This window comes from Rugamonas apoptosis, assembly GCF_014042355.1.
GTDB lineage: Bacteria > Pseudomonadota > Gammaproteobacteria > Burkholderiales > Burkholderiaceae_D > Rugamonas > Rugamonas apoptosis.
In genome coordinates, this window is the sequence record NZ_JACEZU010000007.1 from 1 (window position 1) to 15,233 (window position 15,233).

8 protein-coding genes are annotated in these 15,233 nt (G+C 63.8%); 4 read left to right on the forward strand and 4 right to left on the reverse strand.

Annotated features, from left to right (window positions below; translation table 11 throughout):
- The first annotated feature begins 146 nt into the window (after nt 1-146).
- Nucleotides 147-605 (forward strand): cache domain-containing protein, encoded by a 459-nt coding sequence (locus tag H3H39_RS14570; RefSeq protein ID WP_182154129.1) that lies wholly within the window; start codon nt 147-149, stop codon nt 603-605.
- Between the two features lie 110 nt (nt 606-715).
- Here the strand turns inward: H3H39_RS14570 and gap are convergent, their stop codons facing one another.
- Together gap and tkt are read right to left on the reverse strand one after the other, a co-directional pair.
- Complete coding sequence (gene gap / locus H3H39_RS14575; protein ID WP_182154130.1) at nt 716-1,726, reverse strand: type I glyceraldehyde-3-phosphate dehydrogenase; 1,011 nt, start codon at nt 1,724-1,726, stop codon at nt 716-718.
- Nucleotides 1,727-1,787: 61 nt separating this feature from the next.
- Nucleotides 1,788-3,785 (reverse strand): transketolase, encoded by a 1,998-nt coding sequence (tkt, locus tag H3H39_RS14580; RefSeq protein WP_182154131.1) that lies wholly within the window; start codon nt 3,783-3,785, stop codon nt 1,788-1,790.
- A gap of 548 nt (nt 3,786-4,333) precedes the next feature.
- Here tkt and H3H39_RS14585 point away from each other — a divergent pair.
- Both H3H39_RS14585 and H3H39_RS14590 read left to right on the forward strand, forming a co-directional pair.
- A complete protein-coding gene (locus H3H39_RS14585; RefSeq protein WP_182154132.1) occupies nt 4,334-7,033 on the forward strand; it encodes a TonB-dependent receptor in 2,700 nt (899 codons plus the stop codon).
- A 168-nt stretch (nt 7,034-7,201) separates the two neighbouring features.
- A complete protein-coding gene (locus H3H39_RS14590; protein ID WP_182154133.1) occupies nt 7,202-7,927 on the forward strand; it encodes a 16S rRNA (uracil(1498)-N(3))-methyltransferase in 726 nt (241 codons plus the stop codon).
- Between the two features lie 104 nt (nt 7,928-8,031).
- On the opposite strand, the gene H3H39_RS14595 is transcribed toward H3H39_RS14590, so the two are convergent.
- The gene (locus H3H39_RS14595; RefSeq protein ID WP_182154134.1) at nt 8,032-10,851 is read right to left on the reverse strand and encodes a TonB-dependent receptor; all 2,820 of its coding nucleotides are present in this window, start codon (nt 10,849-10,851) and stop codon (nt 8,032-8,034) included.
- A 366-nt stretch (nt 10,852-11,217) separates the two neighbouring features.
- On the opposite strand from H3H39_RS14595, the gene H3H39_RS14600 reads away from it, so the two are divergent.
- Nucleotides 11,218-12,843 carry an NAD(P)/FAD-dependent oxidoreductase gene (locus tag H3H39_RS14600; RefSeq protein ID WP_182154135.1) on the forward strand — a complete coding sequence of 542 codons (1,626 nt, stop codon included), beginning with the start codon at nt 11,218-11,220 and terminating at the stop codon, nt 12,841-12,843.
- Here the strand turns inward: H3H39_RS14600 and H3H39_RS14605 are convergent.
- Nucleotides 12,840-15,161: a DUF3369 domain-containing protein gene (locus H3H39_RS14605; RefSeq protein ID WP_182154136.1), complete on the reverse strand. Its 2,322-nt coding sequence runs from the start codon at nt 15,159-15,161 to the stop codon at nt 12,840-12,842. The genes H3H39_RS14600 and H3H39_RS14605 overlap by 4 nt on opposite strands.
- Nucleotides 15,162-15,233: the final 72 nt, after the last annotated feature.

Below are 15,233 nucleotides of genomic sequence, written 5' to 3' on the forward strand. Positions count from 1 at the left end.
ACAACCAAGCGCTAATTGCTCTCGCCAGGCGGCGCTGCGATGTCATCTACGCCATGATGCGAGACGGCACACTTTATTGTCCTGCCTCCGTCACAACTGCTTGACGAACGACATAGGGACACCCCCCCCAACTACGGAGCCCCGTCATGCGAGCACTCTTTTGCGTCCTGGCCGCCACGGCGGCCCTGGCGGCGCCCTGGATCCCGGCACACGCCGAGCAAGGCACACCCGACCAGGCCGTGGCCATGGTCAAGCGCGCCGTCGCCCTCATCAAGAGCGACGGCCGGGCCAAGGCGTTCGCCGCCATCGCCGACGTGGCCAACCCGTCCTTTCATGAACGCGACCTGTATATCTACGTGTATGACTTGAACGGCCAGGCCCTGGCGCACGGCAACAATCCCAAGATGGTGGGCAAGCCCCTGATTGGGCTGCGCGACGTGGAAGGCAAACCCGTGATCCAGGAAATGGTCGAACTGGCCAAGAGCAAGGGCAAAGGCTGGGTCGACTATAAATGGCCCAATCCCGTCACCCACGCGGTGGAAACCAAGTCCGGCTATGTGGAGCGGCTGGACGACATGCTGGTCGGCTCGGGCGTCTACAAATAAGCGGCGCAGCGGCGCGGCCATCCCAGCCCGCCCCCATAAAAAAACGCTGCGGGGCTTGCGCCACGCAGCGTTTTTTCGCTTCATGGCCGCCGCGGCGGCCATGCGCACCATTACTTGGCCGTCATCAGCGCCACGGTGGTGTCCAGCATGCGGTTCGAGAAGCCCCACTCGTTGTCGTACCACGACGACACCTTGACCAGACGGCCCGACACCTTGGTCAGGGTCGAGTCGAAGTTGGACGAGGCTGGGTTGTGGTTGAAGTCGATCGACACCAGTGGTTCGGTCTGGTAGGTCAGCACGCCTTTCAGCGGGCCTTCAGCGGCGGCCTTCATCAGCGCGTTCACTTCGTCCACGGTCGTGTCGCGCTTGGCGATGAACGACAGGTCGACCAGCGACACGTTGATGGTCGGCACACGGATGGCGAAGCCGTCCAGCTTGCCGTTCAGCTCAGGCAGCACCAGGCCCACGGCGGCGGCAGCGCCGGTCTTGGTGGGGATCATGCTCATGGTGGCGGAACGGGCGCGGCGCAGGTCTTCATGCATCACGTCGCTCAGCACCTGGTCGTTGGTGTAAGCGTGCACGGTGGTCATCAGGCCGGTTTCCACGCCGATCGCGTCGTTCAATGGCTTAACCAGCGGGGCCAGGCAGTTGGTGGTGCACGATGCGTTCGAGATCACGGTGTCGGTCGATTTCAGCACGTTCTGGTTCACGCCGAACACGACGGTGGCGTCCACATCCTTGCCGCCTGGAGCCGAGATGATGACTTTCTTGGCGCCGCCTTTCAGGTGGGCCGACGCTTTTTCCTTGGTGGTGAAGAAGCCGGTGCATTCCAGCACCACGTCCACGCCCAGCTCGCCCCATGGAATTTCAGCCGGGTTGCGCTGTGCGAACACGCGAATCACATCGCCGTTCACGATCATGTTGTCGCCGTCCACTTCCACGGTGCCGGGGAACTTGCCGTGGGCCGTGTCGTAGCGGGTCAGGTGGGCGTTCGACTTGGCATCGCCCAGGTCGTTGATGGCCACGATCTGGATGTCCTGCTTTTTGCCGCCTTCGTAGAAAGCGCGCAGCACATTGCGGCCGATGCGGCCATAACCGTTGATTGCAACTTTGATCGTCATACTTTACTCCTGATTATGAAAAAAAAGGGTTCCAGCGACTTGCGACTGGCTGCGTAAGGATTCAGGCAGCCAATACCGATTGAACTTTTGCCACCACGTTCTCGACCGTGAAGCCGAAGTGCTTGAACAGCACGCCGGCCGGGGCCGATTCGCCAAAGGTGTCGATACCGACCACGGCGCCTTCCAGGCCCACGTACTTGTACCAGAAGTCGGTCACGCCGGCTTCGATGGCCACCCGTGGCAAGCCCTTGCCCAGCACGCCGGCCTTGTAGGCGGCATCCTGGCGGTCGAACACGTCGGTCGACGGCATCGACACCACGCGCACGGCCACGCCTTGCGCGGCCAGCGCGTCGGCGGCGGCCACGGCCAGTTCCACTTCCGAACCGGTGGCGATCAGCACGGCCTTGGCATCGGCCGCGTCACGCAGCACGTAGCCGCCGCGGTTGATGTCAGCGATCTGCTGGGCGCTACGCTCCTGGTACGGCAGGTTCTGGCGCGAGAAGATCAGGGTCGATGGGCCATTGTGGCGCTTGACGGCGGCGCCCCAGGCGGCGGCCGATTCGACCGTGTCGCAGGGACGCCAGTTGTCCAGGTTGGGGATCAAGCGCATCGACGAGATGTGCTCGACCGACTGGTGGGTCGGGCCGTCTTCGCCCAGGCCGATCGAGTCGTGGGTGAACACGAAGATGGAACGCTGCTTCATCAGCGCAGCCATGCGCAGCGCGTTGCGGCTGTAGTCCGAGAAGGTCAGGAAGGTGGCGCCGAACGGGATGAAACCACCGTGCAGGGCGACGCCGTTCATGATGGCGCTCATGCCGAACTCACGCACGCCGTAGTTGATGTGGTTGCCCGGCTGGCCGGAACGCAGCGCCACGCACTCTTTCCAGTTGGTCAGGTTGGAGCCGGTCAGGTCGGCCGAGCCGCCCAGGAATTCAGGCAGCGACGGCGCCAGCGCCTGGATCGCATTCTGGCTGGCCTTGCGGGTGGCGATGTTTTCTTTCTTTTCCACGCAGGAAGCGATGGCGGCGGCCAGCGCGCCTTCGAACGCGGCCGGCAGTTCGCCAGCCATGCGGCGGCTCAGTTCAGCCGCTTGCGCCGGGAACTGGGCGCGGTAGGCGGCGAACTGCGCGTTCCAGGCCGCTTCACGGGCCGCGCCCGCTTCTTTCGCGTCCCAGGCCGCGTACACGTCGGCCGGCACTTCGAACGGGGCGGCGTCCCAGCCGATGTATTCGCGTACGGCCGCCACTTCCTTGTCGCCCAGCGCGGCGCCGTGCACCTTGTCGCCGCCTTGCAGGTTGGGCGAGCCCTTGCCGATCACGGTCTTGCAGCAGATCAGGGTTGGACGGTCCGAGGTCTTGGCGGCGGCGATGGCGGCGCTCACGGCGGCCACGTCATGGCCGTCCACGGCGCGGATCACGTTCCAGCCGTAGGCTTCGAAACGCTTCGGCGTGTCGTCGGTGAACCAGCCTTCGACCTTGCCGTCGATCGAGATGCCGTTGTCGTCGTACAGGGCGATCAGCTTGTTCAGGCGCAGCGTGCCGGCCAGCGCGCACACTTCGTGCGAAATGCCTTCCATCAGGCAGCCATCGCCCAGGAAGGCGTAGGTGTAGTGGTTGACGATGTCAAAGCCAGGCTGATTGAACTGGCTGGCCAGCAGGTATTCCGACAACGCCATGCCGACGGCGTTGGCGATGCCCTGGCCCAGCGGGCCGGTGGTCGTTTCCACGCCTGGCGTGACGTCCACTTCCGGGTGGCCCGGGGTCTTCGAGTGCATCTGGCGGAAGGCCTTGATGTCGTCCATGCTCACGGCGTAACCGGCCAGGTGCAGCAGCGCGTAGTGCAGCATGGAACCGTGGCCGTTCGACAGCAGGAAGCGGTCGCGGTTGATCCACTTCGGGTTGGCCGGGTTATGGCTGTAGTGGCCGCTCCACAGGGCCACGGCGATCTCGGCCATGCCCATGGGCATGCCTGGGTGGCCGGAATTGGCCTTCTGGACGGCGTCCATTGCCAGCGCGCGGATCGCGTTAGCCATTTTGGTGGTGGGGAGCGTAGAGGTCATCGTCTATCTATCACGAAAGTAGGGAAACTGGTTGCAGTGCGGTAACACGAGCCGGGCTGGCCGCGGGGCCCCACTGGCTGAACCCATTATTCTAGCAGACCCGATGTGCTCAAAATAGATTTGCGCGGCAACATGGGCGGGCGGCGAAGCCGCCGGCAGCCCCCGGCAGGCCGTCCCGGCGCCGCGCCGCGGGGCCGGTATGGGCCGCCGAGCATAAATTTGTCCAAATATTTAGCCACACCCTTTATTCCATAGTTATTTACTGAAAAAACAAAATATAAAACTGTTAGGCACCGAAAAAATGGACAAAAACAAATAAAACTTGCCGCAGCGTTGGTTCAGCGGCGTCATCGCTCCTTGCCCACACGCTCAACTGTGGCCAATCCGAGACATTCGACGGAAACACCTAGGAGCGCTTCGTTGACTTTGAGCTACATTGAGTGTCTGATACACCTTCCGAAATTACCGATCTTATCCAAAAGATATTTAGAATTTCGCGTGATCCAATAAAGCACCCCTTAAATAGGTCAGCATAGGAGTTTTAAGCAATGATGATAGAAACAATTATTTCGCGTTCGCTGCGCCAGATGTTTTCCGGCACCGCAGTTGTTGTTGGCCTGGGCGTTCTGGCCCAGCCCGTGATGGCACAGGAAGCGCCTATCCAGCGCGTGGAAATTACCGGCTCGGCCATTAAACGTATTGACGCGGAAACGGCCGTACCGGTCACCGTGGTCAAGATGACTGACTTGAAAAAGCAGGGCATCACCACGGTTGAACAAGTTCTGGCCAACCTCAGTGTGTCGCAAGCGAACCAGGGCACCAGCCAGGTGGTTGGCTCCGGCACCGGCGGCGCCTCCTTCGCCGACCTGCGCGGTATCGGCGCGGACAAGACCCTGATCCTGTTGAACGGCCGCCGCCTGGCCAACAACGCCTTCGACAGCTCGGCACCCGACCTGAACATGATTCCATTCGCCGCGCTCGAGCGCGTCGAAGTGCTGCGCGACGGCGCCTCCTCGCTGTACGGCAGCGACGCCGTCGGCGGCGTGATCAACTTCATCACCCGTAAAGACTTCCGTGGTGGCTCGGTCACCGTGGGCGCCGATTCGCCACAACATGCTGGCGGCTTCGCCAACAACTTCAACGTCGGCTACGGCTACGGCGACCTGGATCAGCAAGGCTTCAACGTCTTCGCCGTGGTCGACCACCAAGAGCAGCACCGCATCGGCGGCACCCAGCGCCCATTCAACACCCGTTACTTCGGCGGCGTATCGACTTCCACCAGCCCAGGCAACTACTACCAGGACGGCAACAGCGCCAACCCGGCCGGCCCGACCTGCGCCAACGGCCTGTTCACGGCCCCAGCTGCCGACGGTTCGTGCAAGATGACCACCTCCCGCTTCGTCGACTACGTGCCCAAGAGCGAACGTACGACCGCGCTGGTCAAAGGTACTCTGAAGCTGAACGAAAACCATGAACTGGGTATCGAACTGCTGAGCACGCAAAGCAAGGTGCAGAGCGCGATCGCGCCCGTGCCATACGGCGGCCTGTTCATGAACCGCCTGCGCCCTGACGGTTCGGTCAATCCTTACTACCCGACCAGCGGCACGATCACGCTGGATCCGAACTACACGGAAGACCCGATGCCGCGCGGCACGCAGCCCGGTTTCATCCACGTCAAGTGGCGTGACGTTCCGAACGGCCCACGCGCCGATGAAAACATCAACAACCAGCAACGTCTGGTCGTTTCCCTGACCGGCAACCTGGCTGGCTGGGACTACGATGCCGCAATGACCTACAACGAGAACAAGGTCAAGGAAAACCTGCGCGGTTACAGCGATGGCGGCATCATCCGTGCCGGCGTCCTGAACGGCGTCATCAACCCGTTCGGCGACCAGAGCGCCGCCGGCAACGCCTTGCTGGCCAGCGCCGCGCTGGATGGCAACGTGCAGAACGCCAAGGGCACCACCGCCGGTGCCGACTTCCACGCCAGCCGTGAAGTGGGCGACTGGACCCACTCGGGCCGCCAGGCCGCCTTGGCCGTGGGCGCGCAGGCGCAACACGAGAAGTTCCAGCAGGTCGCCAACGCCGACTACGCCGCCAAAGTGGTGTCGAGCACGGGTATCGATCCAGAAACCAACAATCAAGGTTCGCGCAACGTGTACGCCATGTTCGCCGAGCTGAACGTTCCCGTGCTGGCCAACCTGGACATCACCGGCGCCCTGCGTTTCGACAAGTACAGCGATTTCGGTCATACCACCAACCCGAAATTCAGCTTCCGCTACCAGCCTAGCAAGCAAGTGCTGCTGCGCGGTTCGGCGTCCCGTGGTTTCCGCGCGCCGTCGCTGTATGAGATCAACAACCCGCAAACCTACACCTCGGGCGAAAACACGCTGAACGATCCGGTCAACTGCCCGGGCGGCAAGCCTATCGCGGGCAAGTCGGCTGCGGCCAACTGCGGTCAGCAATTCGAAACCCTGCTGGGCGGTAACAAGAACCTGAGCCCGGAAAAATCGAAGAGCCTGTCGCTGGGCATCCTGGTGGAGCCGGTTAACAACCTGACCCTGGGCGTGGACTACTGGAGCATCCAGCTGACGCACCAGATCAGCACGCTGAAAGACTCGACCGTCCTGGATCCGACCGCACCAGCCGTATTTGGCCCTTACATCCACCGCAACCCGGCCGGCAATCTGGCCATCGACGGTTCGCAATGCCCGGATCCAGCCACTTGCGGTTACCTGGATCTGCGCACGCAGAACCTGGGTGACCTCAACACCAATGGTCTGGACCTGAGCGCCACCTACAAAATGCGCACGGCCGAATTTGGCACCTACCAGTTCGCCATGAACGCGACCTATGTGCACAAGTATGAGTACCAGAACTACATCGGCGACGTGATGCACCAGAACGTCAACGTGTACGCTGACGACGGCTCGAACATCTTCCGTTGGCAGAACACGATGTCGCTGACCTGGAACAGCGGCAAGTTCGGTGCTGGCCTGGCGGCGCATTACAAGACCGGCTATATCGACTTCAAACCGACCAACACGGTATCGTCGTACACGACCTTCGACGGTTATGGCAGCTGGGAAGCCTTCAAGAACTTCAGCCTGACCGCCGGCGTGCGTAACCTGTTCGACCGCGATCCACCGCTGAGCTTCCAGACCGGCAAGTTCCAAGCTGGCTATGATCCACGCTACTCGGATCCTACCGGCCGTACCTACTATGTACGCGGCACCTATAACTTTTAATTAAGTTGTAAGCCAGCCTAACGCCCGGGAAAGTCCGCTTTCCCGGGCGTTTTTCTTTGCGCCGCCCACCGCGGCACGCGACACAGGCCTTCCCATAACGGCCAGCCGCCTTTACCATCCTGCATGCATGGGGCCGCCATCGCCCTCCCCCAACCTTCAGGATTCAGCATGCCCCGCTTTTACTCCCCCCAGCCACTGGCCCTTGGCCTGGACGTCACCTTGCCCGACACCGTGGCGCACCACGTCCAGGTGCTGCGGCTGGCGCCCGGTGAACTGATCACACTGTTCAACGGCGACGGTGGCGAATACAGCGCCATGCTGGACCACATCGAACGGCGCAGCGTGACGGCCACCATCAAGGCCCATGTGGCGCGCGACGTCGAGCTGCCGTATGCCGTCACGCTGGCCCAGGCCCTGCCCGAAGGCAGCAAGATGGACTGGATCGTGGAAAAGGCGGTGGAACTGGGCGCGGCCGCCATCGTGCCGCTGGCGGCCCAGCGCTGCGTGGTGCGGCTGGCGCCGGAGCGGGCCGAGAAGAAACTGGCGCACTGGCAGGGCATCATCGTGGCCGCCTCCGAACAGAGTGGGCGCAACCGGCTGGCCCAACTGGGCCCATTGCAGGATTACCGCCACTGGATCACCCAGCAGGACCTGCACCGGCGCATCATCCTCAGCCCGCGCGCGGAACAGTCGCTGGCCGGCTGGGCGCGCCACCAGGCGCCGCAGGCGCTCACGCTGGTGATCGGCCCGGAAGGCGGCTTGAGCGAGGCCGAGGAACAGGCCGCCCTGGCCCATGGCGCGCTGGCGCTGGGCATGGGGCCGCGCATCCTGCGTACGGAAACGGCCGGCCTGACGGCGCTGGCCACCCTGAACGCCATCTGGGGCGGCATGTAGGCAGGAAAATAAGCGGGGCCAATCAGCCGGGATAACAAGCAGGAATAAAAAAACGCCGCCAGGCGCGAGCATGGCGGCGTTTCGGGTTCAGGACCGGCTGGTCATCAGAACTTGTAGTTGGCCTTCACGGTGAAGTAGCGGCCACGGGCGTTATGAATTGCCGAGTTGTAGCCGCCCGTCGCGTAGCTCGGGTCATACGGCGCCTTCGAGTCGAACAGGTTGGCGACGTTGAAGCTCAGCACCGTGTTCTTGATGCCGGTGAACGCGTACGCCAGGTCCACCGTGGTCCAGCTGTGCACTTCGCAGTCCGGGTAGAACTTGGTGTACTGCGGGTTCAGCGATGGACGGCCATACTGGCAGAACGGCTGGTCGTAGGCGCCGGTGGTGCCGTCATCCAGCGTGCTGTAGCGGGCCATCATCGACAGCGACGACACGTAGTTCACGTTGGCCGTCAGGTTGTGCGCGCCATAGCTCCAGGTGCTCGACAGGGTGGCGCGGATGCGTGGCAGTTCGCCCACGCTGGTGGTGTCGTTGCTGATGGAACCGTTGGTGCCCACCAGGTCGAACATCGGGTCGCCCACCACGGCCGCCTTCTTGTAGTCGAACACATAGGTGTAGTTCAGGCGGGTCGACAGCTTGCCCAGCTCGCCCAGCGAGTTGCGCACGTCCAGTTCCAGGTCCACGCCGCTGGTGCGGGTGCCGCCGGCGTTCACGTACGGGGTGGCGATCGAAATCAGCGGACCCGTGTTCGGGATCGGCTTGCCGTTGGCATCCACCAGCCAGGTGCCCGGGTTCTGGTCACGCTTGACCAGGTCGGCGTACTTCGGATTGTCCACCACGGCCGTATTCGGCAGCAAGTCCACTTCCTTGTCCTTGCGGATGCTGTAGTAGTCGACCAGGATGTCGATGCTGCTGGTGGGCGAGAAGATCAGGCCAGCCGTGAAGCTGCGCGCGGTTTCCGGTTCCAGCTCCCTGTTGGCGGCCGCGATACCCGACAGGCTCTTGACGCAGTCGGTCGAGTCCGAGCCAGGCTTGTTGCAGCGCAGCTTGTCTTCGAAGTTGTTGACGAAGTACTGGGTGCCGCCGTTGACCATCTGGGTCAGCGCTGGCGCACGGAAGCCTTCCGAGTAGGTGCTGCGCAACGCGAAGGTCGGGGTCACATCCCATTTCGCGCCCACTTTCGGCGTGAAGTGCGACTTGAAGCCTTCGTACTTGTCGTAGCGGCCGGCGAAGTCCATCTCGAAGGTCTTGAAGAACGGCGTGCGCAGTTCGACGAAGGCCGAATGCACGTCGCGCTTGGCGTCCGAATAAGTGTTGACCAGACCGATGATCTTGCCGTCCACGGTCAGCGGATCAGGCACGATGTTCATCTTTTCCCGCTTCAGCTCGCCACCCACGGCCAGGCCCATCGCGCCGCCTGGCAGTTGGCCGAATTCCGTACTGCCCTTCAGATCCCATTGGGTGATGCTGGACTTGCCGTCCAGCGTGACATTGCGCGTCACGCCCGGGGTGCTGGCGATCGTGGCCAACGGTACATTCTGCGTCATCAAAGTCTGCACGATCGGCAGGTACAGGAAACCATTGCTCAGCTGGTGACGCTTGGACTCGTTGTACAGCAGCGCGCTATCCCAGTCCCAGCCGTAGTTGCTGCCCTGCAGGCCAGCGAGCAGGCGGGTGGCCTTGTTCTCGTTGGAGCTGCCGCCAGGGGCGTCGGTGAAGCGATAGGCCACGGCCACGGGCACCGGATTGGCCGTACCGCGGGTCGGGTTGTCCGGATGGTTCACGCCCAGCACAGGACGGAACGGGGTGCCGGCGCCATCTTTCGGGAACACGGTGGTGATGCTGCGGCCGCTCATCGAACGCGACACGCCACTGTAGAACAGCTCGGACTGGCTGTAGGCCGCTTCCGTGAACGCTTTCAGGTCGCCGCCCAGCTTGAATTCGGCACGCGCCAGCAGGTTGCCGCTGCGGTTCTTGCCTTCCGCGTCCTCATACTGCCAGCCGTCGTAGTTGCAGAACTTGTTGCCGATCAGCGGATCGTTGGACTTCATCGGCACCAGGGCCGTGGAACCGGTGCGGATATCGGCCGCGTTGCAGCCCAGGTCGGCGCTGACATACTTGTTGAAGCTGCCGCTACCGAGCTTCGATTCCTTATAGAACACTGGGTGGCCGCTGATGCCGCTGTAGAAGTCGCTCAGGCGGCCGTCCATGATGCGGCTCTGTTCCACTTGCGTCGCTTTAGCGTCGGCCAGCGAAGTGCGGTCGCGCTGCGACACGTCGAACGCGATGAAGGCGTTGTAGTGGTTCTCTTCCAGGTCGCCGAAACCGACCACGCCGTTCAAGCCGGAGCGGCCGAAGGCGTTATCCTGGTTGCGGCTGGCTTGCAAGCTCAGCTCGCCGCCCTTGTAGTTGCTCTTGGTGATGAAGTTGATCACGCCGCCGATCGCGTCCGAACCGTACACGGCCGATGCACCATCCTTCAGGATCTCGACCCGTTCCAGCGCCGACAGGGGAATCGCGTTCAAGTCATACTGGGTCGACTGGCCGGCATTTGGGTCGGCATAAGCGGCCGGCGACATGCGGCGGCCGTTGATCAGGATCAGGGTGGAAGCGGAACCGAGGCCGCGCAGCGAAGCCGTGGCCAGGCCCTTGGAAAAGCCGCCGTCGCGCGAATCGACCTGGTTGCTCGAGCCGAGGGCCGGGATCTTGGCCATCAGGTCGGCCACCGACACGGCGCCCGTATGCTCGATGTCCTTCTTGGTCAACACCTGCACCACGGACGGATTTTCCGTCGCGGTACGTTTCAGGTTGGAACCGGTGATGACGACGCGCTCAACGTTCGCCTCATCGGCCGCCAGCACCCCCTGGCTCCAGCCCACGCAGCCCAGCAGCGCGATGGCCTGGACAATGATTTTCTTCTGCATACAAAAACTCCCTCAACGCGGTGACTAGCGGTTCGTGGCCGCACGCACCAATAAAAAAACCGCCGCAGCGGTCCTGTCCGTTTATTGACAGAAATGAACATTGTTCCTGTCAACAAGGTTTTTATTGTAGCAACGTTAAGTTACATTAAGATACAAAGCCTTGACAGCGACCGGGGTTTTTTTGGCAATTTCGCACAAAATACAACACATCGCGCGGCCGGCAGGGCCTGCCTTTTGCGACGCGCAAGCCCGCCCAATTGAACCGGCCGCGCCCGGGTACGGTAAAATCATGGGTTGCCGCGCGCCCCGGCGCCGCCCCGCTCTCCGCTAGCTACGGAGCCCCTGGAACCACAGAATGAAACCATCATGTTGCGAATCAACGAAGTCAAACTCCCGCTGAACCACACCGAGCCGGAACTGCCGGCCGCCATCCTGGCCCGGCTGGGCATTCCGGCCGCCGAGCTGCGCGGCTACACCATCTTCAAACGCAGCTATGATGCGCGCAAGAAATCGGCCATCGTGCTGATCTATTCGATCGACGTGGACGTGGCCGACGAGGCGGCCGTGCTGGCCCGCCTCCAGCACGACATCCACCTGATGCCCTCGCCCGACACCTCGTACAAATTCGTCGCCGACGGCGTACAACTGGCCGGCCAGGAGCGCCCTGTCGTGATCGGCACCGGTCCCTGCGGCCTGTTCGCGGCCCTGATCCTGGCCCAGATGGGCTTGCGCCCCATCATCCTGGAACGGGGCAAGCAGGTGCGCGAGCGCACGGTCGATACCTTCGGCTTCTGGCGCAAGCGCGAACTGAATCCGGAATCGAACGTGCAGTTCGGCGAAGGCGGCGCCGGCACCTTCTCGGACGGCAAGCTGTACAGCCAGATCAAGGACCCCAAGCACTACGGCCGCAAGGTGCTGACGGAATTCGTCACCGCCGGCGCGCCCGAGGAAATCCTGTACGTGAGCAAGCCGCACATCGGCACGTTCCGCCTGGTCAAGATGGTGGAGCAGATGCGCGCCACCGTGGAAGCGCTGGGCGGCGAATACCGCTTTGAAAACAAGGTGGTCGATATCGACATCGAGCAGACGCCCGACGGTGGCCAGGTGCGCGGCCTGACGCTGGAAAGCGGCGAAAAAATCGCCACCCGCCACGTGGTGCTGGCCGTCGGCCACAGCGCGCGCGACACCTTCCAGATGCTGTACGACCGCGGCGTCTACATCGAAGCCAAGCCGTTCTCGGTCGGCTTCCGGGTCGAGCACCCGCAATCGCTGATCGACCAGTGCCGTTTCGGCCCCAACGCCGGCCACCCCATCCTGGGTGCGGCCGACTACAAGCTGGTGTACCACGCCTCCAACGGCCGCGCCGTGTACAGCTTCTGCATGTGCCCCGGCGGCACGGTGGTGGCGGCCGCGTCGGAACCGGGCCGGGTGGTCACCAACGGCATGAGCCAGTACTCGCGCAACGAGCGCAACGCCAACAGCGCCATCGTGGTCAACATCTCGCCCGAGGTGGACTACCCCGGCCACCCGCTGGCCGGCATTGAATTCCAGCGCCGGCTGGAGGAAAAGGCGTTCGAACTGGGCGGCGGCACCTACAACGCGCCGGGCCAGTTGATGGGCGACTTCGTGGCCGGCCGCGCCTCGACGGAATTGGGCAGCGTGGTCCCGTCCTACAAGCCGGGCGTGCACCTGACGGACCTGGCCCGCATCCTGCCGGAATTCGCCGTCACGGCGCTGCGCGAGGCGTTCCCCGCGTTCGACAAGCAGGTCAAGGGTTACTTCAAGCACGACGCCGTGCTGACCGGACTGGAGACGCGCACCTCGTCGCCGATCCGCATCAAGCGCCGCGACGACACGCTGCAAAGCCTGAACACGCGCGGCCTGTTCCCGGCCGGCGAAGGCGCCGGCTACGCGGGCGGCATCCTGTCAGCCGGGGTGGACGGCATCAAGGTGGCCGAAGCGGTGGCCCTGTCGATGGCGGCCGCCGGCTAAGCCGTGGCGGCGGCCGCCGCCTCGTGCAGCGGCAACCGGATGCGTATCGTGCAGCCCCGGGCCACACTATCGTCATGCATCACCTGGCCGCCCATCTGATGCACGATGGTGTAGACGATGTGCATGCCCAGCCCGGAACCGCCCTGCCCGCGCTTGGTGGTGAAGAACGGTTCGAACAGGTGGGCGCGCGCCTCGGGCGTCAGGCCCACCCCGTCGTCGGCCACCGCGAGCCGCAGCCAGCGTCCCTGCTCTCCCGTTTCCACGCTGGCGCTCACCTTGACCAGACCGGCGCCGCCATGCGGATAGCCGTGCTTGACCGCGTTCATCAGCAAATTGGACAGCACTTGCGACAGCGGCCCTGGCGCCAGCCGCGCGCGGATCGCCGGGTCGATCTCCAGCTCGGTGCGCAGGCCCGCCTTGCGCAGCTCCGGACTATGGGCCGAAATCACTCCCTGCACATGGTCGCGCAGGCACAGGTCGCACACCTGCCCGGTCCCCTGGTCCACCGCCAACTGCTTGAAGTTGCCGATCAATTCCGCGGCGCGGGCCAGGTTTCGCTCGACCAGCGAAGCCGCCTCCTGCAGCCGGCCGCTCAGTTCCCGCACTTCCTGGCGGCTGACTTTTTCCCCGCCGATGCTGCGCTGCAGCTGGCCAGCGTAACTGCTCAGGCCCGACGCGGCCGTGACCGCCACGCCGATCGGGGTGTTGATTTCGTGCGCCACCCCGGCCACCAGCGCGCCCAGCGCCGCCATCTTTTCCTGCTCCACCAGGCTGGCCCGGGCCACGCGCAAGGCCTCGGTACGCTGCGCCACTTTTTCCTCCAGCACCTGCTCGCGCGCCTGATGCTGCAGTTCAGCCGCACCGCGCGCCGCAAAGATGGACAGCAGCGACAACGCCAGCAGCCGCTTGTTTTCATCGATAGGCTTGGTGTCGATGGCCGACAGGATGCCCAGCGTCTTGCCCTCGGTATCGATCATCGGCATCCCGATATAGCTCTCGGCCAGCATGTCGACCAATAACGTGTCTTGCGGGTAGTCGGCCTGGATGCCGCAGCCATGGAAGCACATGGTCTGGTCCGTCACATCCTGGCAGGGGGTGTGGCGCAGGCCGTATTCCATATTGGGCAGGTAATCGTTGCCGCCCCACACGGCCAGCGTCCGTATCCCCTCCTGGCCGTCCGCCATGGCGATCACCCGGCCGGCGATCACATACGTGACGTCGAGCGCGTCGGCCAGGTCCTTGACCAGGATGCGCAGGAAATCGTCACCCCGGGCGCGCGCGGTCGATGCCGTAATCGAGCGCAATGCCGCCTCCGCCAGCAGGCGGCCGTCGGCCGCGCCGAACAGCTGGCCGGGAGCGGCCAGCCTGGCGCCCCGCAGCGCCATCAGTTCTTCGCGCAGCAACAGCTTCTCATAGGTGATGGCGACGTTGGCGGAAAATACTGCCAGCAATTCGCGCTCGTCGGTGCCGATCGGCTCGCCAAAAGCCATGTAGAGCAGGCTTTCGTTGCCGTCGCGGGTGCGGTAGTAGCAGGCGTGATAGCGCTCGCCGTGGTGGTTGCGGTGTTCGTGCGTGCAGCGCACGAAGGCGGCGCGCACTTCGGGCGGCAAGTCGTCCATGCCCGCTTCGCCCTGCAGCCCGGCATAGGCGGGCGTGACGGCCAGCACCTTCAGCCGGCCGTCCATGCTGGCGGCGGCATAGGCGCTGACCCCTTCCCCCTCCTGCCCCAGCAGGATGCCGGCCTGGGCCAGCACGGCCGAACAGAACGTGCGCAGGTTGTCGGAGTCGCACACATCGGTAATGGCATGGATCGAGCGCCGCAGGCCGGCCCGTGCCCGTTCCAGCCGCATCAGGTCGCGGTAGGCGCGCAAGGTGGCGTAAAACAGGGTGGTCAGCTTGGCATGGGTAAGGTCGGTTTTTTCGCGGTAGTCGTTGATGTCGTAGGTCTCGATCACCTGCGCCTGCGGCGCCTGGCCAGGCTGGCCGGTGCGCAGCACGATGCGCACGTTGGCGTCGCCCAGCTCGTCGCGCACATAGCGCACCAGGTCCAGGCCCGCGTGTTCGCTTTCCATGACCACGTCCAGCAGGATCAGCGCAAAACGGCCGGGCTGGTCCAGCACGGCCCGCGCCTCCCGCCCCGAGTAGCAATCGGTGAAGCGCACGCCGCGCCCGTCCAGCTTGAAATCGGCCATCACCAACCGCGTCACCTCATGCACCGAGGCTTCGTCATCGACGATCAGCACCTCCCACGGCGCCAGGGCGAGCGCGGTTTCGGGCCGCACGTCGTCATCCATAAACAACATTTCGTCGTTCATCATGCCCCCTGTCGGCCATCCCGCGACGCGCCACGCCGACCACCCGGCGCATGGCGGCGCCCCGTGCCTGTTCTT